This is a genomic window from Cellulomonas sp. URHE0023 (genome assembly GCF_000688475.1).
GTDB lineage: Bacteria > Actinomycetota > Actinomycetes > Actinomycetales > Cellulomonadaceae > Cellulomonas.
In genome coordinates, this window is sequence record NZ_JIAN01000006.1 from 791,609 (window position 1) to 816,468 (window position 24,860).

Annotated in this window: 18 protein-coding genes; 7 read left to right on the forward strand and 11 right to left on the reverse strand. The window is 69.8% G+C overall.

Annotation, left to right across the window (positions count from 1 at the left end; all coding sequences use genetic code 11):
- Complete coding sequence (locus N553_RS0112855; protein ID WP_028046856.1) at window positions 1-366, reverse strand: DUF3499 domain-containing protein; 366 nt, start codon at window positions 364-366, stop codon at window positions 1-3.
- A gap of 75 nt (window positions 367-441) precedes the next feature.
- Between N553_RS0112855 and N553_RS0112860 the strand changes: the two genes are divergently transcribed.
- Window positions 442-939 (forward strand): metallopeptidase family protein, encoded by a 498-nt coding sequence (locus N553_RS0112860; protein WP_231505258.1) that lies wholly within the window; start codon window positions 442-444, stop codon window positions 937-939.
- Between the two features lie 12 nt (window positions 940-951).
- Window positions 952-1,833 (forward strand): glycosyltransferase family 2 protein, encoded by an 882-nt coding sequence (locus N553_RS0112865; protein ID WP_028046858.1) that lies wholly within the window; start codon window positions 952-954, stop codon window positions 1,831-1,833.
- A 5-nt stretch (window positions 1,834-1,838) separates the two neighbouring features.
- Here N553_RS0112865 and N553_RS0112870 read toward each other — a convergent pair whose 3' ends face one another.
- The 3 genes from N553_RS0112870 to N553_RS22585 form a co-directional block, all read right to left on the reverse strand.
- Window positions 1,839-3,458, reverse strand: coding sequence for a DUF5719 family protein (locus N553_RS0112870; RefSeq protein WP_028046859.1), 1,620 nt, complete (start codon window positions 3,456-3,458; stop codon window positions 1,839-1,841).
- Window positions 3,455-6,976, reverse strand: a complete 3,522-nt coding sequence (locus N553_RS0112875; protein ID WP_028046860.1) for a glycosyltransferase — start codon at window positions 6,974-6,976, stop codon at window positions 3,455-3,457. The genes N553_RS0112870 and N553_RS0112875 overlap by 4 nt, the downstream gene beginning before the upstream one ends.
- Before the next feature lie 67 nt (window positions 6,977-7,043).
- Window positions 7,044-7,373: a WhiB family transcriptional regulator gene (locus N553_RS22585; protein ID WP_034621879.1), complete on the reverse strand. Its 330-nt coding sequence runs from the start codon at window positions 7,371-7,373 to the stop codon at window positions 7,044-7,046.
- A 221-nt stretch (window positions 7,374-7,594) separates the two neighbouring features.
- On the opposite strand from N553_RS22585, the gene N553_RS0112885 reads away from it, so the two are divergent.
- A complete protein-coding gene (locus tag N553_RS0112885) occupies window positions 7,595-8,320 on the forward strand; it encodes a TIGR03089 family protein (RefSeq protein WP_028046862.1) in 726 nt (241 codons plus the stop codon).
- On the opposite strand, the gene N553_RS0112890 is transcribed toward N553_RS0112885, so the two are convergent.
- A complete protein-coding gene (locus N553_RS0112890; RefSeq protein ID WP_028046863.1) occupies window positions 8,317-9,372 on the reverse strand; it encodes a glycosyltransferase family 4 protein in 1,056 nt (351 codons plus the stop codon). The two genes, N553_RS0112885 and N553_RS0112890, sit on opposite strands and share 4 nt — an antisense overlap.
- A 69-nt stretch (window positions 9,373-9,441) precedes the next feature.
- Between N553_RS0112890 and N553_RS22590 the strand changes: the two genes are divergently transcribed.
- Both N553_RS22590 and N553_RS0112900 read left to right on the forward strand, forming a co-directional pair.
- Complete coding sequence (locus tag N553_RS22590; protein ID WP_051640130.1) at window positions 9,442-10,416, forward strand: lysylphosphatidylglycerol synthase transmembrane domain-containing protein; 975 nt, start codon at window positions 9,442-9,444, stop codon at window positions 10,414-10,416.
- 71 nt (window positions 10,417-10,487) lie between these two features.
- Window positions 10,488-12,593 (forward strand): hypothetical protein, encoded by a 2,106-nt coding sequence (locus tag N553_RS0112900; RefSeq protein ID WP_156043818.1) that lies wholly within the window; start codon window positions 10,488-10,490, stop codon window positions 12,591-12,593.
- Here N553_RS0112900 and N553_RS0112905 read toward each other — a convergent pair.
- The 4 genes from N553_RS0112905 to N553_RS22600 form a co-directional block, all read right to left on the reverse strand.
- The gene (locus tag N553_RS0112905) at window positions 12,568-13,512 is read right to left on the reverse strand and encodes a glycosyltransferase family 2 protein (protein ID WP_028046865.1); all 945 of its coding nucleotides are present in this window, start codon (window positions 13,510-13,512) and stop codon (window positions 12,568-12,570) included. The two genes, N553_RS0112900 and N553_RS0112905, sit on opposite strands and share 26 nt — an antisense overlap.
- Window positions 13,513-13,592: 80 nt before the next feature.
- Window positions 13,593-14,783 carry a mannose-6-phosphate isomerase, class I gene (gene manA / locus N553_RS0112910; protein ID WP_028046866.1) on the reverse strand — a complete coding sequence of 397 codons (1,191 nt, stop codon included), beginning with the start codon at window positions 14,781-14,783 and terminating at the stop codon, window positions 13,593-13,595.
- A 36-nt stretch (window positions 14,784-14,819) separates the two neighbouring features.
- Entirely contained in the window at window positions 14,820-15,962 is a 1,143-nt protein-coding gene (locus N553_RS22595) for a glycosyltransferase family 1 protein (protein WP_034621884.1), read from the reverse strand.
- Window positions 15,959-17,083, reverse strand: coding sequence for a glycosyltransferase family 1 protein (locus N553_RS22600; RefSeq protein WP_034621886.1), 1,125 nt, complete (start codon window positions 17,081-17,083; stop codon window positions 15,959-15,961). The genes N553_RS22595 and N553_RS22600 overlap by 4 nt, the downstream gene beginning before the upstream one ends.
- A gap of 97 nt (window positions 17,084-17,180) precedes the next feature.
- On the opposite strand from N553_RS22600, the gene rfbA reads away from it, so the two are divergent.
- Window positions 17,181-18,050: a glucose-1-phosphate thymidylyltransferase RfbA gene (rfbA, locus tag N553_RS0112925; protein WP_028046867.1), complete on the forward strand. Its 870-nt coding sequence runs from the start codon at window positions 17,181-17,183 to the stop codon at window positions 18,048-18,050.
- Between the two features lie 292 nt (window positions 18,051-18,342).
- Here rfbA and N553_RS0112930 read toward each other — a convergent pair whose 3' ends face one another.
- Entirely contained in the window at window positions 18,343-20,544 is a 2,202-nt protein-coding gene (locus N553_RS0112930; protein ID WP_156043819.1) for a hypothetical protein, read from the reverse strand.
- Between the two features lie 1,139 nt (window positions 20,545-21,683).
- Between N553_RS0112930 and N553_RS22605 the strand changes: the two genes are divergently transcribed.
- Complete coding sequence (locus N553_RS22605; RefSeq protein ID WP_156043820.1) at window positions 21,684-22,412, forward strand: class I SAM-dependent methyltransferase; 729 nt, start codon at window positions 21,684-21,686, stop codon at window positions 22,410-22,412.
- A gap of 67 nt (window positions 22,413-22,479) precedes the next feature.
- Here the strand turns inward: N553_RS22605 and N553_RS0112945 are convergent, their stop codons facing one another.
- A complete protein-coding gene (locus N553_RS0112945) occupies window positions 22,480-24,840 on the reverse strand; it encodes an FkbM family methyltransferase (protein ID WP_028046870.1) in 2,361 nt (786 codons plus the stop codon).
- Between the last annotated feature and the right edge of the window lie 20 nt (window positions 24,841-24,860).

Here is a 24,860-nt window from a genome sequence, read left to right on the forward strand (position 1 = left end):
TCAGCCCTCTCCTCGCAGGACCCGCAGGTGCCCGCGCCGGGGCGCCTCCGCCAGAGCCGAGCCCACTGCCTCCGGGAGCGGGTCGGGCTGAGCTGGACGACCCGCCTCACGCACGGCGTCCGCGAGCGCCAGCAGGTCGTCGCGGCTCGGTGCAGCGGGTGTGAACTCGGGGGTGAGCCGGACGACCTCCCAGCCCCGGGGAGCGGTCAGTCGCTCGCCGTGCTCCATGCACAGGTCGTACGAGTGCGGCTCCGCCTGCTGCGCGAGCGGGCCGAGGACCGCGGTGGAGTCGGCGTACACGTACGTCAGCGTCGCCACCGCCGGACGGCCGCACGCCGTGCGCGTGCACTGCCTCACAGATCTCACGGGCTGACGGTACCCCTGGGGCACGACACGCCGCGCTCCCCACGCCGACACGGACCCGCGATCTACAGTTCAGAGGTGAGTCCCGCGTCCCCACCACCAGCCCGCCGCACCGCCGGCGTCGGTCGACGCACCATGGCCGTGCCGTCGGTCGCGGTGCAGCCCGTACGTCGTCGCGACCGGCGCGGGCGGGGCCCACGAGGGCCGCTCATGCCGAGCACGATGCCCGCCTACCGCACCCGGGCGGAACGCTTCGACGACCTCGTGCTCGACGCCGTCGAGCGGATCGAGCGTCACTGGGCCAAGCAGCTCTCGGGAACCGAGTTCGCGGTGGAGGACGTCCCGCCCTCCAACCCGGCACCGTGGGAACGCGGCGGGGTGCCCCTCGGACGCTACTTTCCGTCCGACGCGGGTCTGCCCGCCCGCATCGTCATCTACCGGCGGCCGGTCGAGTCCCGCGCCGGCGACCCGTTCGACATGGCCGACCTCGTGCGCGACGTCGTCGTCGAGCAGGTGGCCCATCTGCTCGGCCGCTCTCCCGACGACGTGGACCCGGACTACCGCGACTCGCACTAACCTGTCGCCACGATGAGCCCCGTTGTCCCGAACCCCTCTGTCCCGAGCACAGATCCCCCCGTTCGCGTCGTCTGCGTCGTCTTCCATCCCGGAGACGAGCTCGCGACCTTCGCCCGCACCCTGACCACCGCCTCGGCCCACCCCGTCGACCTCGTGATCGTCGACAACGGCACCGACCAGAGCGTGTCGCGAGCGGTGGCCGACGAGTTCGGCGCCCGCTTGCTGGTCACCGGCGCCAACCTGGGCTACGGGGGCGCCGTGAACGCGGGTGCCGCGGCGTGCGCGTCGCCGTGGCTCCTCGTCGCGAACTCCGACCTCGAGTGGGAGCCGGGCTCACTCGACGTGCTGGTCGCCGCCGCCTCCGTCGACGCACGGACCGGCTCCGCAGGCCCGGCCCTGCTCAACCCGGACGGCACGGTGTACCCGTCCGCCCGCGCGCTGCCGTCGCTGACGCAGGGTGCCGGGCACGCGCTGTTCGTCCGCGTGTGGCCGGGCAACCCGTGGACGCGTCGGTACCGCGCCGAGCAGGAGGCCGCCGGGCAGCAGCGGGCCGCGGGCTGGCTCTCGGGCGCCTGCCTCCTGGTGCGCCGAGAGGCGTTCGAGGCGGTCGGAGGTTTCGACGACGCGTACTTCATGTTCTTCGAAGACGTCGACCTCGGTGAGCGCCTCGGTCGCGCCGGATGGACCAACCTGTACGTCCCGCAGGCACGCGTCACGCACGTGGGTGGCACGTCGTGGCGCGCCAGACCTGCGCGGATGATCTCCGCGCACCACGCCAGCGCCGCTCGGTACGTCGGGCGCCGCTATCCGCGCTGGTACCAGTGGCCGGTCCGCAAGGCGGCTGCGCTCGGCCTGCGCCTGCGTGAACGCTCGGAGCTGCGCGCAGCCTCCTGAGCGCCTCAGTACGTACCAAGTCGTGGATCCTCGCGGACCGCGACGTCCGGCGCGGTGTCCGGTACCGGGACCGGGTCGAGGACCGAGAAGAGTGTCCCGTCGGCCTGTGGCGCCTCCGCGACCACGACCCAGGCGAGCGTCACCCCCGCACCCTGGTCGCTGAGCAGGTCGACACCGACGACCCCGGCGTGCGGCGCAGCGACAGCGGCGGGATCCGCGGGCGCAACCGCGCCCGTGCCCGCTGCGAGCTCGTCGAGCGTCCAGGCGCTGGTGGTGCCCGCCGGGATGCTCACCGTCCGCTCTGCCACAACCGCTCCCCCGGGCCCGAGCAGCCTGAGGCGTCCTGTCGCCGCGCCGCCGGCCGTGACGTCCTTCGCGCTCGACACGGCGGCGAGCACGAGCGTGCCCTGCGTCCCCGCAGGAAGAGCGACCAGGCCGGCGCGCCCGGGCGCGGTCGACGCCGCCCATGCACGCTCGACGCTCGGCGAGTCGTCGAGCTCACCGAGCGAACCGGGGCGTGACATCACCGACGACGCGATCACCGGCTCGTCGGAGTCCACCACGGCCGTGTAGGCGCCCGCCGGCAGCCCGCCGAGCGGGACGTCGGTGACCTCGCCAGGCGCGAGCGCCACGGTGTCGACACCGGGCAGCTCGAGGACTCCGTCCGGTCCGAGGAGCGTCACGGTCGCGGTCGTCGCAGCGTCGCCCGGTGCCAGCAGCCGTAGGGCGGGAGCGTGCGGGTCGTCGACGGTGGACGCGACGACCGAGATGCCTGGAACCACCTGGCGCGTCGAGGGCATCGCACCCGGCACCACGAGCTCGGTGCCGCCGGGAGTGAAGCCGTCGAGCGCGGAGTCCTGCACGTGCACACCGATGCGTCCGCCTGTCGCGACGACGTGCAGCGCGAGCCGGCGCTGCTCCGCCGCGATGCCGCCGAGCACGATCACGCGCTGCGCTCCAGGCGCCACGAGATACCGCTCGCCGGTGAGGTCTACCGTGCCGTTGGGCCCCCAGACCTCGAGCGCGACCTCCGCCGGTGTCGTCCCCGGGTTGTCGAGGACCAGCTGCGCCGTGCTCGACAGATCGGTCGCCCCTCCGAGGAGCCAGGCGTCGCCGGTCGACTGCTGGCAGGAGGCCGCGGCCAGACCTCGCAGGTCGCCTGCCGTGACGAGCCCGCTGCCGACCGCCGCGACCCGGGCCGGGACGTCGGTCGGGTCGGCTCGCACGATCGAGGGGACCCCCACGGTCGGGAGCTGGACTGCGTCTCCGTCCGCGGCCAGGGTCGCCCAGGTCGTCGACCGGTCCAGCGGGAGGACCGCGCCCGGACCGCTGGGGGACGAGGTGACCGCCGTGACCGTGCTGATCGGGTCCACCGGTGTCGGGTCGAACGCACCGTCGCCGCGACCCGTGTCGTCGGGCAGGATCAGCGGCCCGGGGCAGACGAGCGTCGTCGCCGACGGCTTGACGGGCACCCGGGTCGCGGGCACCGCCGGGTCGTCGCCATCAGGCAGGCGCGTCCCGGCCGCCACGACCGCGACCGTCAGCCCGAGCACCACGAGCCCCGTGGCAGCGCGCGCCGTGCGTCCCAGCCAGACGTGCGAACGGGAGACCTCTGCATCGGTCATGAGCGTCCGCTCCAGCTCCGGGCGCCGCGACGCCGGCGGACCGGTACCGCGAGCAGCAGGGTGACGAGCAGGACGAGCGACTGGACGACGAGCACCGGGGTCCGATCAGGGGTGTCGTATCGGACGACGAGGTCGCCGCCACCGGCGCCGAGGTCGAAGGACTGTCGCCATCCGTCCTGGAGCGCGCGCAGCGGTGCACCGTCGAGCGAGGCGTGCCAGTGCGGGTCGGCACGCTCCGCGAGAACGAGATGCCGGCCGGCGTCACCCGCGGGAACACGGGCGTGGACGGAGCGGTCGGACGAGGGCACTGCGACCGCGGCGACCGTCGGGTCGGCGATATCGGCTCCCGAGGGGACCAGACGGGCCCACGCGGACACCACGACCGGGGCAGCCGCGCCGGCACCGGGGGCGGTCGCCTGGACCCTCCACAGGGTGCCCGCCGCGTTGACGGTGACGCGCTCGAGCCCCGCGGTGGCGTCCAGCCGGCTGACCAGCTCGTCGCGCGCAGCCCTGGCCACCTGGTCGTCGGCCGTGCGCTGGGGAAGGGCTGGCACGAGCACGTCGGCGACCCCGAGCGAGCCGAGCTCGCCGGCGACGTCACCGCTCGCCGCGGTCGCGAGACGTGCGACGAGGGCGTCGACCTCCTGTGTCGCGGCGTCGTCCGGGGCCACGGTCGGGTCCGTGAGGTCCCCGTCCAGCGTGCGGGTCCAGGCGGCGGCGGCCTGGTCGACCAGGGCCGGCCCGTCCCCCCGCATGAGCTGCCAGGTTGCCGTCGGGCCGGAGCCCTCCTCCGGCGTCGCGCTCACGGCGAGGACCCGGGATGCTGCCGGCGAGTTCTGCGCCTGCTGCCCGACCGCAGGGACGATCGGTCCGTCGAGGGTGCTCAGTGCGACCGCGTCACCCGTCCGTGCCTGCCAGGTCCACGTACCCAGCCAGGCCAGCGGCACGACGACGGCGACCAACGTCAGCGCAGCAGCAAGCACCTGGCGCACGCCGAACGAGTAGCTGCCGAGCCGCTCACGCAGGCGGTCGGTGCCGATCACCGCCGCGGTGAGCAGTCCAGCGCCTGCCAGCGAGACCGCCGGGCCCGACCAGCCGCGCACCAGTGACCCACCGTCGAGCGCCACGGGGACGAGGACGACGACCGACGCCGTGGCCAGACCGGTCACGGCGACCAGCCAGGCGCCGCGCACGGCGCGAGCCGCGGGGGCGCCGCGCAGGAGGGCGAGCACGGCAAGGACGAGCACGACGGCACCTGTGGCGAGCGGCAGCGCGTTCGCGACACCCGACGGCAGCACTGCACCGACGAGGGTGCTCGGATCGGACGGGACGCCCAGCAGCCGGCTGAGGGGGTCGGCTGCGGGGGTCACAACCGGCAGTCCCGGGTCGGCGACGAGCAGGCGCCACCCGGGCAGACCGCGGCGAGCCGCCTCCACCAGGGTCGGGGCCAGCAGGACGATCGCCGGGACGGCGGCGAGCAGCACGCGTCCGCGGCGGCGTGGTGCGCACAACGCGACGATGCAGAGCGCGAGCAGACCCGGGACGAGCAGCACAGGGGCTCCGGCCACGACGACAGCGAATGCCAACGCGGCACCCGCCGCTGCGGCGATCGACCCCGTCGGGTCGGGCGCACCCACGAGCGTGAGGGGCTCGGCCAACGGGACCGCGGGGGTCGGCCCGGAGTGCGTGGGCACGCGCTGGTGCGGGATCTCGGCCGCAACCGGCCCTGCAGGGTCGATGTCGTCGGCGTCGGCGTGCCGAGCCGTCACCAACCCCGACAGGACCTGGTCGACGCGCTGCACGCCGACCGCTCGCGCAAGCCCGAGACCCACCCACGGCAGCGCCACGTGTGCGACGACCGCCCCGAGCCGGCCCGCGCCCAGTGCGAGCAGGAGCGTCGGCGCCGCAGCCCAGACCAGTGCCGCCCACGCACGCACGCCGACGGAACGCGTCACCGCGCCTGCCGCGGCCCAGGCGCCGGTCCCGGCGAGCACGACCGACCCGAGCAGGAGCAGCCCGACGGCGGCCGACGAGGACCCGCCCGTGGCGGCCGTCGGACCGACGAGCAAAGTCAGCAGCGCGTCGGCGGGCCCGGGCGTCCCGAGGCCCCCGGCCACCCAGCCCGAGGTCGCCGCGCTCCACAGGTCCCCGAGGCGAGCGGTGGTCGGCAGCAGAGCATCGCCGACGAGCCGCGCACCGCCGACCACGGGGGCCACCAGAGAGCCGAGCGCCAACGCCGTGACGATCGAGAGCCCGCCTGCCAGGACGGCGAGGGTGGTGCGGCGCTTGGTCGTGAGGGCGGCCAGCTCGCGCAGCTCGAGCTCGCTGGGCGCCTGGACGACGCGCCGGACCTCCGCACGTGCGAGACGCCGGTCGCGCGACTGCGACCAGACGTCGCGCAGCCCCGCCTGGAGCGGTCGCAGCGCGCGTCGGGGCAGCCGCCGGGTGCGCGTCGCGCGCGCCCGGGCCCGGACGACACCGGCAGGCCGGCCGATCGCGACCAGTGCCGAGCGCAGCTCGTCGACCGCGAGGCCCGGCTCCTTGGCTGCGAGCTGCCACAGCGACCGGACGACCGCCCCCACGAGCGCGAGTACCGCGACCACCGGCACGAGCACGAGCGGCGCCGCGACCAGACGGCTGTGCACGAGCGCGCGGCGGCGTGCGTCGAACGAGCGCCTAGGGTCCGCCGCGTCGTCCTCGCCGTCGCCGTCCAGGTCGGTCGGCACAGCGGTGGCGCCCGACCCGCCTGCGGTGCGCAGCCCGAGGTAGCCGGCCTGTGCGTGTCGCACGACGGCTGACGGGACCACGATGACGCGGTGCCCCGCCAGGCGTGCCCGGCGCGACAGGTCGAAGCCGTCGCCGAAGGGTCCGAGCAGCGGGTCGGTTCCGCGCAGGTGCTCCCACACGTCACGCCGCACCAACGCGCCAGCCAGGCCGACCCCGAGCACGTCGTCGCGGCCGTCGTGCTGACCCTGGTCGAGCTCCCCCGGTTCGACGTCTGTCATGCGGCGACCGGAGCGCGAGGTACGAAGGCCCACCTCGAGCAGACGTTCCGGATCCGTCCAGGTCCGCTGCTTGACGCCCGCGACGGCCACCGAGGGCGCGCGGCCGACCGCGCGCACCAGCTCGGCCAGTGCCGTGGGTGCGGGGGCGCTGTCGTCGTGCAGAAGCCACAACCAGGTCGTGGTGGGACCGACCTCGGTCGCGAGCGCGCGCCGCACGGCGTGTCCGAAGGTGCGGGCTCCGGGAGCGTGCACGAGGTAGAGAGAGGGCGTCGGGGAGTCGACGACGGCGCCGAAGATCCGTTGGAACATCGGCCCGACGGACTCGTCGGCGGCCTGGGAGACGTCAACGAGGAAGACGCGCAGAGGGCGACGCGTCTGCGCCGCGAGCGCGACGAGCGTCGTCTCGAGGTACGGGGTGCGGCCGTGAGTGACGACGACCGCCGACACCGGCGTCGTCACCGGTGTCGAGGAGGTCGCCGTGGGGACATCCACGGGCTGGAGCGTGTCAGTCATGCTCGGAACATGGTGCGTCAGCCCCAGCGGGAGCCCGGGAGCGACACGCCCCGGCGACCTACGAGGGTCAGACGACACGCCGCTTGAGCTTGCGCCGCTCCCGCTCGGACAGGCCGCCCCAGATGCCGAAGCGCTCGTCGTTCTGCAGTGCGTACTCGAGGCACTCGGAGCGCACGTCGCACCCGGTGCACACCTTCTTGGCCTCGCGGGTCGAGCCGCCCTTCTCGGGGAAGAACGCCTCAGGGTCGGTCTGGGCGCACAGAGCGCGCTCCTGCCAACCCATCGGGCCCTCGTCCTCGAGGGCGCCGAAGATCGGCAGCACGTTCGAAGCCTGCGTCTGTGCAGTCTTGCGTGCGTCTGATGGGAAGATCTCGTCGTTGTCGAGCAGGTTCCACATGCGTGCCTCCGTGCGGTATTCGTGTGCTGGGTGCTGCTGTGGATGGGTGTGACACCGTGCCGAGGTGCTGATGTGATGAAGTTCCGTCCGGGTGAATCCCTTCCTAGGAATTACACGCGTGTCGTTCGCGTTGGTCAAGCCGAGAGGTGGTATTTGCCCGGTTTCTCCGGGTGATCTTCGGTGATTCTGGTCCCCCGGGCGTGTCGCCGTAGGGTTGCGGCGTGCCTCCAGCGACCATCCCCGACCTCCTCACCCTCCTGACGCGTGAGCCGGGGCGTCCTCGCATCACCTGGTACGCGGCCGACGGTGACCGGGTCGAGCTCTCCGGGGCGGTGCTGGACAACTGGGTGGCGAAGACCACCAACCTCCTGGTCGAGGAGCTTGACGTCGAACCCGGGACACGGGTCCTCCTCGACCTGCCGACCCACTGGCGGACCATCGTCTGGCAGCTCGCCGTATGGCGCGCCGGCGGGTGCGTCGTGCTGGCCGGCGGTCCTCCCGCAGACGTCGTCGTGACGGACTCCCCCTCGTCGTACGCGACCTCGAGCACCACCCACCTGGTCGCGGTCAGCCTGCCGGCGCTCGCCCGACGGTTCGTCGGCGACCTGCCGCCCGGCGCGCTGGATGCCGCAGCATCCGTGATGACCTACGGCGACGTGATCGGCTGGGCACCCACACCGGCGCACACCGATCTTGCGGTGGATCCCGGCCCGAACCACGGTGAGCTCGTCTCGTGGGCGCTCGGCGCGCACCCCGAGGGCGCAGAGCGGGTGCTGGTCACGGCAGGCCGGGGTCGCACCTCGGCAACCGACGTCCGGCACGTGCTCGGGGTCCTCGCGCGGAACGGCTCGGTCGTGCTGGTCGACGCGGACCTCGCGAGCGCCCTCGATGCCGATGCGGATCGAGCCGCGCGCCTCGTCGCGTCGGAGCTGATCACGCGCTCCTAGTCGGCACCTAGGACTCTCCGCAGCTCTGCGCCCATCCGCTCACGGCTGAAGAGGTCCCGGGCCTCATCGGCGTAGCGCTGGGCGAGCGACCTCGCCCTACCGCCGGCAACCAAGGCGTCGAGCTCTCGGGTCCACGCGTCGGCATCCTGTGCCGTGACGACGATTCCGGTCTGGCCGTCGACGACGGCGTCGCGCAGACCTTCGAGATCCGCGACCACGACGAGCGCACCGCGCATTGCCGCCTCGACAGCGACCAGGCCGAAACCCTCCATGTCCCCGGCCACAGGGATGTTGGGCTGCACGAAGATGTCGCACCCCCGCATCAGGAGCTCGCGAGCGGCGTCGTCCACCCTGCCCAGGAGCCGCACCTTCTCGGGGTCGGCGATCGTCGCGCGCGCCTGGACCACGCCTGCTCGGTCCTCCCCGTCCCCGGCGACGACGTAGATACAGTCCGCGGGGAGGGCCGGGAGCACGTCGCGGATGAACCACGCGACCCCCTTGCGGCGGACGAGGCGCCCCAACGTGGCGATCACCACCGCCTCGGGGGCGACACCGAGGCTCTCGCGCAGCTCTCGCCGAGACACCTGCGGGTCCGAGACCGTGGGTACCTCCACGCCGAGCCGGACGACCTGGACGCGGTCGGCAGGGACTCCGGCGGCGACCGCGGCGGCAGCGGTCGCCTGACTGATCGCGACGACTTGGTGCGCGTCCGGCAGCCACCGCCGGACGAGCCACTGGTAGGCGCCCGGTGACCAGACCACGTCCTTGCCCATCGCCATCGTCGCCAACCGGACCGACCGGACGAAGGGCCGCAGGACGAGGAACATCAGCACGTCACCGGCAAGCACGACGTCGACCTCCCGACGACGCGCGACGCGCCTGGCCGTGCGCACGGCACGCACCAGGAAGAGGGGAAGCGACCGGTTCGGTCCGCCGTGCGAGACGAGCCGCGCCTCACCGTCCTCCAGCGCGCGCCAGACGTCCGCGGCGAGGGTCTGCATCCCACCGACCGACGGCGGGAACTTCCGCGTCACGAAGAGCACCCTGGGCATGGAGCGGACAGTACCGGCGCTTGACCGACCGCCGACGGTCGGCCGCCGTCGCGCCCCTACGATCGTCGGGTGCAGCCCACCCCCGAGCACGCGACCTCTCGCCGCACCCGCGCCCGGTGGCTCAAGACAGCGGGCGCCGTCCTCGTCGTCGGGTTCGTCGCCGTGTTCGTCGCCGGGCAGTGGTCGGAGATCGTCGACGCCGTCCGTCGCCTGGATGCGGCGAGTCTCGCCGGATCGCTCGGGTTCGTCCTGGTCGGTCTGGCCGCGGCCGCCCTGTCGTGGCGGGCGGTGCTGGCAGGCATGGGCTCCCCCTTGCCCGTCTCGGCGGCCGCACGCGTGTACTTCCTGTCCCAGCTCGGCAAGTACATCCCCGGCAGCATCTGGCCGGTCCTCGCGCAGACCGAGCTGTCGACGGAGTACGGCGTCCCCCGGGCCCGGGCCGCGTCCGCGGCACTCACCCAGCTGGTCGTCGGGCTGGTCGTGGGCATCGTCGTCGCGGGCTCGACCCTGTCCGTCGCATCTGCCGACGCGGTGCGCGCGTACTGGTGGCTGCTCTTCGTGGCGGTTGCAGGCATCGTGATGCTGGTCCCCCCGGTGTTCAACCGCGTGGTCGCCCTCGCACGCCGCGTCCTGCGCCGTCCCGGCAGTGACGAGATCTCAGGGCGGACGCTCGTGCGGTCGTCGGCGTGGGCCGTCCTGATGTGGGTTGCGTTCGGCGCCCACCTGTGGCTGCTCGCGGCCGGCTCGGGTGTCTCGTCGGCGAAGCTCGGGCTGCTCACCACCGGCGCGTACGCGCTGGCCTGGGTGGTCGGGTTCGTGATCGTCGTCCTCCCGGCCGGGGCGGGGGCACGCGAGGCCGCGCTCGTGCTGGCCCTCTCACCGGTCATGGACCGTTCCACCGCGCTCGCGCTCGCGCTCGTCAGCCGCGCGCTGATGATCGCGGGCGACTTCCTCAGTGCCGGGGCCGCCGTGCTCGCCGAGAACCGGCACCGCGCGATGCTGGCCCGCCGGGCGCCGGGATCCACCCCTCGCGACGACCAGTGAGCCCTCGGGGCCACAGACGGCGCGGATAGGGTCGCCGTGCCGATCCGCCGACGAGAGACGAGACTCCGCACGTGAACCCACCGCACACGAGCACAGCGGCGCCGCAACGGGTGGCGCAGCCGCCGGCTCCCGTGCAACCCGAGCCCGCCCGTTGGGCCAGGGTCGTCGTGGGACTGCCCGACCGGATCGTGATGCTGCTGTTCTGGTGCGCACTGGTCGTATCCGGGTGCGTGCTCGTCTCGCAGTTCCGGCCGTACGTCGTGCTCCCGCTCCTCGCCGTGGTGGTCGCGTCGACCTGGAGGTTCACGCCCGCGGCGCTCCCGGTCACTCGCGCGCACCTCGTATCGTCGATCGCCGCGCTCGGTGCGGGCCTCGTGTGGCTCGCCGTGAACCTCCCCTTCGCGTCCACGTTCATCACGGTCTGGCGCGACCCGGGCTTCCTCACGCTCGAGGGCCTGTGGCTGTCCGGCCATGCCTCCCCGGACATCCCCGTGGGGGCCGCGTCGAGCGTCCAGCACGCGATCCCCGGCCTGACGGCAGCGACCGGCGCGTACGACCTCGTCGGTGGGTCGTTGCAGGTGCAGGGCGCCAAGCTGCTGCCCGGGATGCTGGGCCTGGCGGGCTGGGCGGGCGGTGAGCAGGCGGTCCTGCGCGCCAACCTGCTCATCGGAGCCGTGGCGCTCCTCGCCGTGTTCGCGCTCGGTCGCCGGATCGTCCGACCTGCGTTCGCGCTGGTCCCCGTCACCGCGCTGGCGCTCTCGATGCCGATGATGGTCTTCTCGCGCGCCGCGTACACCGAGCCGCTCGCCATGGCTCTGGTGTTCGGTGGTCTCACGATGGCGTGGTCCGCGATCGAGACGCGGTCGTCGGCGCGCTACCTGGTCGCCGGCGGCATGATCGGCGCGACCGCCCTGGTGCGCATCGACGGCGCCGCAGCGGTCGTCGGGCTGATCGCCGGCATCGGGCTGACCGCAGCAGCGGCCGTACCGCCGCGCACCCGCCAGCGTCAGCTCGTGGCACTCGGGCTCGTCGCCGGCGGAGCGCTGTCGATGGTCCTGCTGGGCTACCTGGACCTGCGCCTGCACAGCGAGCAGTACCTCTACAACCAGTACGAGCAGTACACCTCGCTCATCGGTCTGCTCGTCGTAGCCGTCGCCGCTGTCGTCGCACTGGGGATGCTGCACCGGCTCGACCCCGCGCGGCGCTGGGTCCTGCTGCACCGGCGCAGGCTCGCGACCGCGGCGGCAGCGGCCGTCGGCGTCGTGGCTGTGTTCCTGGCCAGCCGGCCGATGTGGATGGTCAACCACCACGTCCCGGCGCACACCGGGTACTCCCACCACGTCGCGACGCTCCAGATGAACGCGCACGTGGCGGTCGACTCGACCCGCAGCTACGACGAGTCGTCCCTGTCGTGGCACGCCTGGTACTTCGGCTGGCCCATGGTCGTGCTGGCGGTCGTCGGTCTGGCGATCGTCCTGCACCGGGTCGTCGCACGACGCGACCCGCGGCTCGCCCTCGTCTTCGGCGTCGTCGTCGCGCCGTCGTTGCTCTACCTGTGGGTCGTGAACATCACGCCCGACCAGATCTGGGCCATGCGGCGGTTCCTGCCCGTGACGATCCCCGGCTTCCTCCTCGCAGCGACCGTCACGATCGACGTGCTCTGGTCCCGGCGGACTCAGGCGGGGCGCACGTTCGCCGCCATCGGCGCCGTCGCGGTCGCCGTCTTCCCCGCGCTCACGTGGGGACCCGCGATGGCGGCGGTCGAGCAGGACGGCCGACTGGGAGAGCTGCACGCGGCCTGCGACGCCATCGGGGACGACCCCGTCGTCTACGTGCATGTCGGAAAGGTGGCACCGCCCTACCTCGCGACGCTGCGGACGATGTGCGACGTGGAGGTCGTCCAGGCGCTGGAGCCGATGGGGAGGGGCGACCTGCGGGCGATCCGTCAGGCCTGGGGCGACCAGGACGTCAAGGTCGTGACCTTCGTGCCCTACACGGTGAGCTGGCCGGACGGCGTGGCGCCCGAGCCCTTGCGCACCAGCACGATCACCTCGTGGCGCGAGCGCCTGCAGAAGATCCCGTACAGCGCCGACGAGACCACCTCGCGACTCTGGGTGGCGACGATCCGTCCCGACGGGACCCTCGAACCGGTCACCTCCGGTACTGCATCTCCTTGATCCGCTCGAGCTGGTCCTCGAGCAGCACACGGTTGACGCGCTGCAGGTCCGACAGCACGCCGAGCGACAGGGACAGCAGGGCCGCGACCGTCATGATCGAGCCGAAGATCAGCGACTGGACGTGCCCGCCCTGCCCGTCGGACGCGACCCAGAGCACGACGAAGCGCACGAACGGGACCAGCGCCAGCGCCCCGAACACGACCGTCAAGGTCAGGAAGATGACGTGCGGCTTGAACATCAGGTAGCTGCGCACGATCGCCGACGCCGACTTGAACATGTGGTGGTAGATCGTCTTGAAGAGGCGCGACTCGCGGGTCTCCGCATTGGTCACCACCGGGACGCTCTCGATGCGCAGCCGCTTGTGGCCCGCCTGGATGATCGTCTCCATGGTGTAGCTGAAGTCCGTGACGATGTTCAGCCGGAGCAGCGACGCTCGCGAGTAGGCCCGGAACCCGCTCGCCGCATCAGGCAGGTCTGTGTCCGCTGCTCCGTTGACCACCCGGCTGCCCACGCGCTGCATCAGCTTCTTGAACCGCGAGAAGTGTTCGATGGTGGACGTCTGACGGTCCGCGATGACGATGTCCGCACGGCCCTGGACGATCGGGCGCACCAGGTCGGGGATGCGGTCCTGGGGGTACTGGTTGTCGCCGTCCGTGTTCACGACGATGTCCGCTCCGTGCGACAGCGCGTAGTCGACACCGTCGCGGAACGACCGCGCCAGGCCCATGTTCCGCGCGTGACGGACGACGTGTGTGATGCCGAGACCCCGCGCCACCTCGACCGTCCGGTCCGTGGAGCCGTCGTCGATGATGAGGATCTCGACCTCGTCGACACCCTCGATGATGTGCGGGATCGACTTTAGGACGTCGGGCAGCGTCGCCTCTTCGTTGAGGCACGGAACCTGGATGAAGATCTTCATGACCGTCCTGTCGCCACGTCGCCTGCAGCATCGGCGTGGCCGCCGTGAGGCTCCCCGATGCTATCGGGGCGCCGCCCACGTCACGGCACGTCGGCCTGGACGACGACGCCGCCACCTCTGCCAGTCAGCGGACCGTCGCTCGCCGGGACGAACGCGACCTGTCCACGCTCCAGCGTCAACGCCGAACCGTCACCCGTCGCGATCGTGATCGCACCCTCGAGACACAGCAGGATGCGCGGCCCACGACCCGGAAGTGGGTGCACCGCGTCGTCCCTGATCTCCGTCACGGACAGCTCGAAGTCGTCGACCGGCGCATAGAAGACACGCGTCGCGCCGTGGAACACCTCAGGGGCGATTCTGATGGGAGGAGCGGCGATGTAGTCCACGTTCCGCAGCACCTCGGGCACGTCGATGTGCTTGGGAGTGAGCCCGGCCCGCAGGACGTTGTCCGAGTTGGCCATGATCTCGACGCCCATACCGCGCAGGTACGCGTGCACACCGCCGGCGGGCATGAACATCGCGTCACCAGGCTGCAGGGTGACCGGGTTGAGCAGCAGCGAGATCACCACGCCAGGGTCGCCGGGGTACGCCTCCTGCAGCAGGGCGACGTTGCGGTCCGCGCGCGGCGACGGCGACCCGGTCGAGAGGCGACGCGCGCACGCATCCGCCACCTCGCAGACGGCCTCGGCGCTGGGGCGGGTCTCCGGCTCGAGGAGCAGCGTGAAGGCCGCACGGATCCCGTCGGGCGTCGGGTTCGCGATCAGGGCCTCGTGCAGCTCGCGGGCCAGCGGGGCGTCCAGGTCCGCCAGCAGCTCGGCTGCGCGGCGCGGTGCCCGGAAACCGCACAGCGCGTCGAACCGGGTCAGCGCGTAGACCAGCTCGGGCTTGTGGTTGGTGTCGCGGTAGTTCCGGTGCGGGGCGTCGAGCGGGATGCCCGCCGCCTCCTCCTCCGCGTGACCCTTGCGTGCGCGCTCGATGTGCGGGTGCACCTGCAGCGACAGCGGCCGGTCGGCGGCGATGACCTTGAGCAGGTACGGCAGGACCGGGCCGAACCGCGTCACCACGTCCTGCCCGAGCGCACCCTCGGCGTCCGATGCGATCAGCTCGTCCAGCCCTCGCATCCCGTTGCTGAGCACCCGGGACGGAGCAGACGCGTGCGCACCCATCCACGCCTCAGCGACCAGGTCCGTCGTGGCAGGACCGAAGAGGTCCTGGATCGCGGTGGGCGAACCCCAGGCGTAGGGCTGGGTGGCGGGGGCAATCCTTAGCACTGAACCCTCTTCGATCGGCCGGCCGGACGGTGCATCCTACCGAGACGCCGGGTTCGTCCTGACAGAACGAGTATTCGCTGACTCGAACGCGGAGACGTGCACGCGCGCCGCGGCGTCCCACGTGAAGGTCGCGGCACGCTGGAGTGCGGCGGTCGACAGGTCTGCGCGACGCTCGTCGTCAGCGAGCAAGGCGCGCAGCTCGCGGCCGATGCTCGTGTCGTCCGTACCGCAGTACGCGACCGCGTCCCCGCCGACCTCCGGCAGCGACAGCTCGCGCGTGGTCAGCACGGCTGCGCCGCACGCCATGGCCTCGAGCACGGGCAGCCCGAACCCCTCACCGAGGCTCGGGTAGGCGACGACGCGGGCGCCTGACAAGAAACCGGGCAGGTCCTCCAGCGGGAGGTACCCGGTACGTCTGGCGACCTTGTGCTCGGGCAGCGCAGCCAGCGTCGGCTCGACCTCGGTGTCCCAGCCCGGTCCCCCCGCCATCACGAGCGCCTCGTCGCGACCGTCGGTCGCCGCCACCCAGCCGCGGATGAGGGCCGGAACATTCTTGCGAGGCTCCAGGGTGCCCAGGAACGCGACGTAGGGCCGCTCCCCGATGTCGAGAGTCGCGCGAACGCGGGCACGCTCCGCGTCGTCGACCGGGTGGAAGATCGTCGTGTCGACGCCGTGGTACGCGACGTGGAACTGCGCCGCGTCCGCTCCTGCGAACCGCACGACCTCGGTGGCGGTCGCCTGCGACGGCACGACCAGCGCTGCCGCGTGCCGCACCGCATAGCGGATCGCGCGGCGGAAGAAGCGCGCCTTGATCGGCGAGTGAAGCTCCGGATGGCTGAAGAAGGTGGCGTCGTGCAGGGTCACGACGACCGGGAGACCAGGCCGGACCGGCATCGTGTAGTGCGGGCTCAGCAGCACGTCGGCGTGCACGCGTCGGGCGACCCTGGGGAGCCCCAGCTGCTCCCAGAGCATGCGGACCGGGCGCTTGGCGGTGAGCGCCGGGGCCGCAACCAGCCGTGCGGCCGGCGCGATCGTCCGGAGCAGGTCCACGTCGCGCGGCTGACAGACGACGACGACCTCGAGGTGCAGGTCCGTGAGCGCCGGAAGCAGGGCATCGACATACCGGCCGACTCCCCCGCGGTCGGCCGGGACCGCCGTCGCGTCGACCAGGATCCTCATCGCAGCACCCCCTCGATCGTCGCGGCCATCTGCGCGCCGCTGCGCTCCCAAGTCCACGCCCGTGCACGCTCACTCGCCAGAGCCACCCGGCCGTCGTCGCGAGACCCGAGTCGTTCCGTCACCGCCCGAGCGAAGTCGCTCGGGTCGTCCGGGTCGGCATAGTCCACAAGGTCGGTCCCGATCTCATGGAAGGGAGGGATGTCGGACACCACGGCAGGGACGCCGCAGGACATCGCCTCGAGCAGTGGCAGCCCGAACCCCTCGTACCGGCTCGGGAAGACGAACAGGGCCGCGCCCGCGTAGACCGCTGGAAGGTCGGCGTCCTCCACGTACCCGGTGAACGTCACGCCTGCCAGGACGTCCGCCGGGATATCAGCCGGCGGCTGCTGCTCCCCCCAACCGGCACTCCCGACGACCACGAGCGGGTGCCGACGGCGCACGTCCGGGTCGAGCAGCGCCCACGCGCGGAGAAGAGTGACGAGGTTCTTGCGCGGCTCCAGGGTGCCGACCGCCAGCACGTAGCCATCGGGAAGCCGCGGGCCACCACTCGACCGTGGGGCGAGGAACTGCGGATCCAGGCCGCAGTCCACGAGATGCACGGGCGCGTGCCCGGGGAACTCGGCGTCGATGCGGGACTCCGTGAACGGCGAGATGGTGGTGATGGCCGACGCCTCGGTCATCGTGCGGGGCACGTGCTTGCGCAGGTGGGCGAGGTTGCGCTTCTCGATGACGTCGGGCAGGTCGACGTACGCGAGGTCGAACACCGTCACGACCGACGGCGTGTTCGACACGGCCGGGAACGCCGTGTAGTTGGTGCTCACGAGCGCATCCGCCCGAGGCACCCACCGGTCCACCGGCATGCGCCCGACCAGCGAGTACACCGCCTGGTAGGCGCGGCGAGGGACCGGCAGGAACAGCCGCTCCACGTTGGGGAGCTCCGGCAGCAGGTAGGGGCGCGACCGGTCGTCCGAGAAGCCGACGACCACGAGCCGCCAGTCCGGGCGCGCAAGTGCGGTCTCGCGGAGCACGTTCGCGCTCCAACGTCCGATCCCGTCGGTGCGCCGCGAGACGGGAGTTCCGTCGACGAGGATGGTGGGTCCGGCGGATGTGTGTCCCTGCACGAAAACCTCTTCGACTTGGCGGCCGGTCGCAGCACTTTACCTAGGGCCACGTGATGCGGTTCGATCGCGCCCGCTGAATACGTCAGACTGTCGACCCATGCGAGGGATCATCTTGGCCGGCGGCTCCGGCACGCGACTGCACCCGATCACGCTCGGGGTGAGCAAGCAGCTCGTTCCTGTCTACGACAAGCCGATGATCTACTACCCCCTGTCGACACTGATCCTGGCGGGCATCCGCGATGTTCTGATCATCACGACTCCGCACGATGCCGAGCAGTTCCAGCGCCTCCTCGGCGACGGCTCGCAGTTCGGGATCTCCATCACCTACACGGTCCAGGCCGAGCCGAACGGTCTCGCGCAAGCGTTCGTGCTGGGTGCGGACTTCGTCGGGAACGACTCGACCGCCCTCGTGCTCGGGGACAACATCTTCTACGGCCCGGGCCTCGGCTCGACACTGCAGCGGTTCGAGGACATCGAGGGTGGCGCCGTCTTCGCGTACCGCGTCGCCGACCCGACCTCTTACGGCGTCGTCGAGTTCGACGAGTCGGGTCGCGCTCTGTCCCTCGAGGAGAAGCCCGCCGTACCGCGATCGAACTACGCCGTGCCCGGCCTCTACTTCTACGACAACGACGTCATCGCGATCGCTCGGGACCTCCAACCGTCGGCCCGCGGCGAGTATGAGATCACCGACGTCAACCGCACCTACCTCGAGCAGGGACGCCTTCAGGTCGAGGTACTCCCCCGCGGCACCGCGTGGCTCGACACCGGGACGTTCGACTCGCTCCTCGAGGCCAGCGACTACGTCCGGACGATCGAGCACCGGCAGGGGCTCAAGATCGGAGCGCCCGAAGAGGTCGCGTGGCGCCGCGGCTTCCTCTCCGACGACGACCTGTGCGTCCGCGCCGAGCAGCTCGTGAAGTCGGGCTACGGCACATATCTCCTGGGCCTTCTGGAGACCGACCGATGACCACGGCACGGTCCGATATCGCGACCGTCCGGCTCGACCGCCTTTCGCGCGCCTGGTAGCCGACAGGCCGCTCCTCCACGACTTCGCGACCGACATGAACTGATGCTGCGGCCACAGGTCGACGGCATCCACACCAGCCAAGATCACACGCCGCCACGCGGACGTCGACGAGAAGGGCGTACCTCCCGACCTGACGCGGCTGCGCTTGACGCCCACAGGGCCGATACAGCATTGGTCCGTCCAGCTGAGGGCGGCCGCACGGGATGCGGAGCCGACGCGCACCGTGCGGTCTTCAATTCATGATCTGGAAGTTCATTTCCGCCGGGGATTCCTTGCCATTCACGAAAAGATGGTCGGCGCCACCGGCCGACTCCCCACCGTCCGCCGTCCACACCGTCACCGCGTTCCCGGGTGTGGCGTCGTCCGTGGTGAGTCGGATGTAGTACTGCCCGGCAGGCACGTTGAGCTCTTGATCGAACTTCACCGTGTGCATTGCGTTGTCCTTGAGCTCGGCCGCGTCGATCGTGCCCTTGTACAACGGAGTCTTCACGTTGTCGGCGACATTCAGCTGCCCAAATTCAAAATTGAGGTGCGAGGTGTTCGTCCGAGAATACGTAGCAACGTCGACCGAGGCCGCGCCCACGTCAGATGCAGCCAGATCAAAGGTCTGCAAAATCTCCGTTTGACCGGCGATCTCACCAGCGGGCGCCATCGTCGCATCCGCGGTGCTGGTGGCGTAGACGACCTCGCTGAACAGTTGGTCGACGCCGATGCCCTTTCGGATCCACACCCGGGCGCTCTCGGCGTCCGAGTACGTCTCGGCGGCGTCGGAGTACGGGTAGTAGACATAGTCTCGGTCGAGCAGCGCCTGAAGGGGCTGGCTGTATTCGCTATACCTATGTCCCCAAACCTCGTCGTTGGGGTCATAGAATACCACGTTAGGCTTGTTGTTTTCGATGTCCGAGATCACGTCGGGCATATAGGCTTCGGCGATCCATGGCGCGAGTCCACTGGCGACCCGGCTTGCCCGGCGGACATCGTTATCGAGATAGGTCTGCACATCCATAGAAGCGTCGAAAAAGTAACCGCCTGACGGAACGTACTTCTCGAGGTAGTAACTCGATGCGCGCCGATCAAAGGCGTGCGTCAAGCCATGTACGCCCTTAAGCCCGGCGCCCCACGTTGGGGCGAAACACAGGACGAAGAGCAAGATTGTTGCGAACACAGCACGTCGGTCCCTAGCCTCCAGAACGACGCGTTCGACGAGATAGGCGACGCAGAACCAGGAAAACATGGTGTAAGCGGTGCCGTGAAAGTCAGCGTAGCCCCGAATTCCGGTGTAAACCGTGAATAGTGCGGTCGCCACACTCAAGGCAGAACTGAATTTGAACACGTAGCAGCACATGGCCACATTGCCGACGATTAAGACCGCAGACACAAGGGACGAGAACGTGTAGAGTTGTGAAAACGTCGCCGCGACGTACTCTGCATACTGGACTAGCCCATTCAGAACCGTGCCGGCCGGCGTGCTCGCGATGCCCAGGTATTTGGGGTAGATTTCCGTGTTGAAAGTAAACGCCTGGTAGATCATCGCACGCAGCGCATGTTTCAGGGCGAAATAAGCCGTATAAAGCGCGAGCAACGCTAGTAGCAGTCCAGCGAGGGGCGTGAAGCGACCGAGCAAGCGTTTGCTACTGGTGACGACACCGTGCCAATCAGCATTGCCCTCTCCGCCTGCGCGAGCGCGTTCGATTTCGACCAGGACGACGCCCAGGAATATGGCAGCGACAGCGTAGACCGACATGAGCGCCGTCCCAACGGCGAAGAATATCGCGAGAGCGATGGCGACGGTGCTGGACTTTGGCAGTCTTTGTGGCTTACTTGTGGCGAATCTGAAAAACTCGAGGTACAGCACCAACAGCGCCATGCTCTGAACCATGTCGGAAAGCACCGTGCCCACGAGGGGGTTTCGAGCCATGTCGAGCACGAAGAGCACGGGAAGAAGGAGGAGGGTCCTGGTGCCGAATGTCTTCTTATAGCGATAGTAGATAAACAGGAAGAAGCTGGCAATGATCGCATAAAAGCACACTCGGAAACCCGCAACTGACGACACGCCCATTCGCGCGAACAGTCCCATTATATAATACATCAATGGCGTGTGCTGGGAGAAGAAGTCTTTGTAGACCGTCCCGCCATCCGCAACCGCCAGTGCCCCTACGAGGTTATCCAGCTCGTCGACAAAGGGGGTGGCAAAAGTCAGATAGGGCATCATAAGCAAGAAGATGAGCAGGAAGAACGCGAGAATTCCGCGCTCATGTCGCAGGGTCCGCAGGGCCCTCGCGAGAATGCCCGGCTTCTCTTCGACCTCCGACGCGGGGAAGGTAGCGCGTGTCTTGGGGCGGGCGACGACAGGGGACGCTTGATCCAGCGGTCGGCCCTCGACGGAGGCGGTTTCGGAGGACACTGTCTCCGGTGCACTACGGAAGTCGCTCAAGGATCGCCTCGCTCTAGTCTGCCTCGTCGTGTCGGACGGGGCGCAGTCGTGCAGGCCGGAGCCAACCAGGCTGAGGAGTCGATGGTCGACGTCGCACGGCACGGAAGACTACCGGATCGGCCTGGAGCGGCCGGCTGGCAGCCTGGGCACCTGGTTACGAGGGCGAGTGTTGCGGAGGTTCGCCCGGCCCCCGATACCTTCACCGCACGACTGGCGGGCACGGTGCCCAATCCGAACATCGACCGCCGAGGTGCCTTGGATGCGCGTCGCATCACAAACCAGGTGTCGCGGGTCGTCTTGGGGGTCCACTCGGCGACGACTGCGCCGTCTGCGTCCATACAAATGAGGGTGAGTTCGAGGTCGCGCTTGTCGCTCGGAGACAAGCCCATCGTCTCGACATCGAGGACCAGGTAGAGAACGGCTGGACCTGGCGGCTCTTGCGGCTCGATCGTCGACCTTTCAGACCGATCGGTCGCGAGAAGATGCCCATCGTGCATGCCTTCCGGTCACTGAGCGCCGTTCGGCGCCCCTAGAGGCATCGGCCGGCCTTGATATCACCTCAATGTCGCGAGGGTGTCGATCCCGAGCTCGAATTGTGTCGATGCGGTCCCGTTCGACGCAGACCTCGTGAAGTCGTCGTTCACGCCGTACGCACGTGGTCCCAGCAGGCGCGCCCGTACTCAAGCGCCGACCTGTCGCTGATCGTCGGCTTCACGCTTGGGCTGGTCGGGCGTCTCTGGGCTCGCGCCCCCTATGGCTTCCGCTGGAATGTAGGCGGAGGCGCACGACTTACGGCAACGCGCGGTCGGAGCCTTCGCCCGCTTCCAGCGCGGCACAGATCCAGTGAGTTGCGGTAGCGTGGCCGGCGATCGCGACGGCGGGCCTGGGCGGCGTCATTCCGCCCGACCGCCTCGGCGTAGCGAGCGACGGCGATCGACGACAAACTCACTAGACGGCCCGCTCGTCCCGAACGAAGCGACCCAGCCGCCCTATTCGATGCGCTGCTACCCGAGCCACCCACGGCGCGGGGAAGCCACCCTCGTCGTTGACATGACTAGGCTCGGCGGCATAACGTCCGAGGCCATCGACGCCTCGTTCGCCGGCACTGGGAACCTAGATTCGCTGACCGAGGACGGGTTATGAATCGCTTCGATCGGCTGTTCAACGTCGATGAACGAGTCGCTGCTGTGGCCGTACCGGGCCTCCGGCGTCGCGCGTTGGCCTACGCGTTACTGCGTCCAAGCCAACTGAAGTACCTGAGTCCACGCGACGCGACCCTGCGCAAGAAGGCGAACGGTGGACTTCCGTTCCACGACGGCATTCCATGGGTTACCTACGATGCACTCAGGACCCTCGAATCGATCGTGACGCCGAGGATGCGAGTCTTCGAGTTCGGGGCCGGCGGTTCGACCGTCTTCTTCGCGAAGCTCGCCGCCCACGTCGTCAGCGTCGAGCATGATGCAGGCTGGCAGCTGCTGGTGCGCGAGGAACTCGCTGACAGGTCCAATGTCGAGTTCATCCTGGCGGAACCCGACCCGCGAGTGCTCGGCGACACCCCCGGGGCGCTGTCGCGTAACTATCCCGACCATCACTTCACGACCTACACCAGCAGCATCGACCGGTTCGACAACGGGTCGTTCGACATCGTCCTGGTGGATGGACGCGCGCGCGTCGCAAGCGCCCAGCACTCGTATGCCAAGGTCAAGCCGGGCGGATGGTTGGTGCTGGACAACTCTGAGCGACCCGACTACGGGCAGATCTCCACCGACCTCGCGGCAATGGGCTGGAGGCAGAAGAACTACTTCGGCATCGGCCCGTACGAGAACCTGCTCTGGCAGACCACGATCTTCACTCGGCCGGAGGTTTGATCGTTCGCGAGGGGGTCACTTACCCGAAGTCGGTTCAACGACGAACCACTAGGGCGTGCGCAAAGGTTCAGCGCCTGAGCGTCCTCCGGAGAGCCATTCGGGCCCGCCAGGTCCTCGAACCTTCGATGAGCGCCAGCCGAGCCTCGGCGTCAGCCCGGCGACTACCTTCCTCGGCTGCTCGGACGTCAGCCGAAGCGCGCGCATCAAGAGCGTCGCCGAGCTCAGTACGCAGCGCCGCGTTCGCGTGGCGGCTTTCACTGAGTTCGGCACGCAGCGCCGCGTTCGCCTCGCCGCTATCGCGGAGCTGCTGCACAAGCCCGTCGCGCTCCACGACGAATCCCTCGTGCATCTCGACATACCCCAGATGACCCTCGACAAGGGCACCGTGCTGTGCCGTGAGGGCCGCGTGCGTCGCGACGAGGTCGTCGTGTTCGCTGGCCACCCTTGCCAGGTCCGCCTCCGCAGCGCTCGCCGAGGCACGCCAGCGCTGTCCGGCCACTGCCGACCGGGCAACGGAGCCGACCAGTTCTGCGAAGGCCGTCGGAACCTTCTCGACGGCCTGGTCGAGGAACGCACGGACCGCCGAGTCGTACTCCACCGCGCGGACAGGGTTAAGCAGGTCACCGGCGGCGGTCTTCGCAAGCTTCTGTCCGAGTCCCGGCTCATCGACGAGTCGACGGAGCGCGATGGCGAGGCTCTCGACGTCCCGGGCGACATAGCTCAGCCCCGTGACGCCGTCTCGAAGATACTCAGCGGGTCCGCCGACATTTGCGTACACAACCGGGACGCCGTAGCTCGTCGCCTCGAACGGCACCCGCCCGAATGCCTCTGCGTGCGACGTGACCGCCACGACATCGAGATCTCTGTACACCTCGTCACGGTCCGCGATCGCACCCCGAAGGTACACATGGTCCGCAATACCGCGCTCAGCCGCCAGCTGCTCCACACGTTGACGGTCAGGGTCGGACGCCGGTCCAATCAGGTCAAGCTCGATCTCGACGCCCAACTCACGAAGGATCGAGATGGCGCGGACGGCATCTTCCTGCCCCTTGCGCAAGTTGAGACTCGCGACGATGCCTACACGGATCGGTCCGGCGGACGCTCCCGCCCGTGGAGGCGTCGACGCCTCTAGCGACGGGACGGGCGAGACGACGACGACTCGCTCTGCGTGGGTGCCGAAGAGGTGGGCTGCGACAGCCGCGGAGTTCGCCACCACGACTGCCGAGAGCGTCTCGATGAGAGCGCCCATCTGCGCGACATCGCCGGCGGGCGGAACGAGGCCGTGATCGAGATCGACGTACTCGCGCAGATACCAGACGTGCGGCTTCCTGAGGGCACTGGCGGCAATCGCGCCTTGCGGAATCACGCCACTCTGGCTCAAGACGACGTCCGCGTCGACCAGTGCCAGTGAATCAATGAGCGGCAGTTGAACAAAGTCGTTGTTCAGCCATGCATCAGGACCGGTCTCCGACCCTACGGGCGGAACTGACCACCACGGCATGTGCGGAACCACGTCGACCGAGCCACCGCAGCGGACGAGCTCGTGTTCGATCCCCAAGGCAGGCTCAGCGACGACCGTATGGACCATGAACCCCTGAGCGACGAGACGCTCGACCATCTCCACATGGCTGCGCTGGGCGCCTGTGACACCGCCCGAGTGCAAGACTGCCGATACTGTCCTGCACCGATCCGCGCGCACGCAATACAGGTTCGCGTAGCTCGCGGGGTCGATCAGCGCTGTCCAATCAGCGCCCGCGCGCAGCTCCCGCCACGCACGGGAAGACTCGTCTAGCACGAAAAGGCGAAAGCCGTAGCCGGTCAGCCGCTCGACCAGGTCGTCGCCCGTCACACCTGCGCGGACCAGGCACTTCGGATTCATCTCGACGAGCATCCGGACGTCGCCGTAGCGGTCGAACGCGCTTTCGAGTCCACGCAGGGCGTCGAGCTCGTAACCCTCGACGTCTAGCTTGATGACGATCCGCTCACCGTGAGGAAGGCTGAGGTCGGCCGCGGTGACCGCCGGGACCTCCACCGACTCCTCGGTCGGCGAGTTGGGGTGCCCTCCGAACCCTGAGTTGTCCGAGGCCTCGGTCAGCTGGATCATTGCGGTGCCGCTCTTCGCGGCGAAGGCAGCGACCACGACGTCGATGTCCGGGTGTGCCGACGAGTCGACGTTCCGCTTCAGGACCTGCGCGTTGACCGGCGACGCCTCCACCGCGACGACATGCGCGTCGGGTGCTGCCGACTTGCCGAGCAGGCTGTAATAGCCGACATGAGCGCCGATGTCGAGGATCACGTCGGCACCCGTAGCGACGGTCCGGAACAACGCCGTCGACGCCGACTCGTACCCGCGCTCCTCGTACCACCGGCGGTTTCGTTCGGGCGCTTCGAGCGAAAAGTCGCAATCGAGCGGCTGGACGCGGACCATCGATTCCACGACGGGTCTCC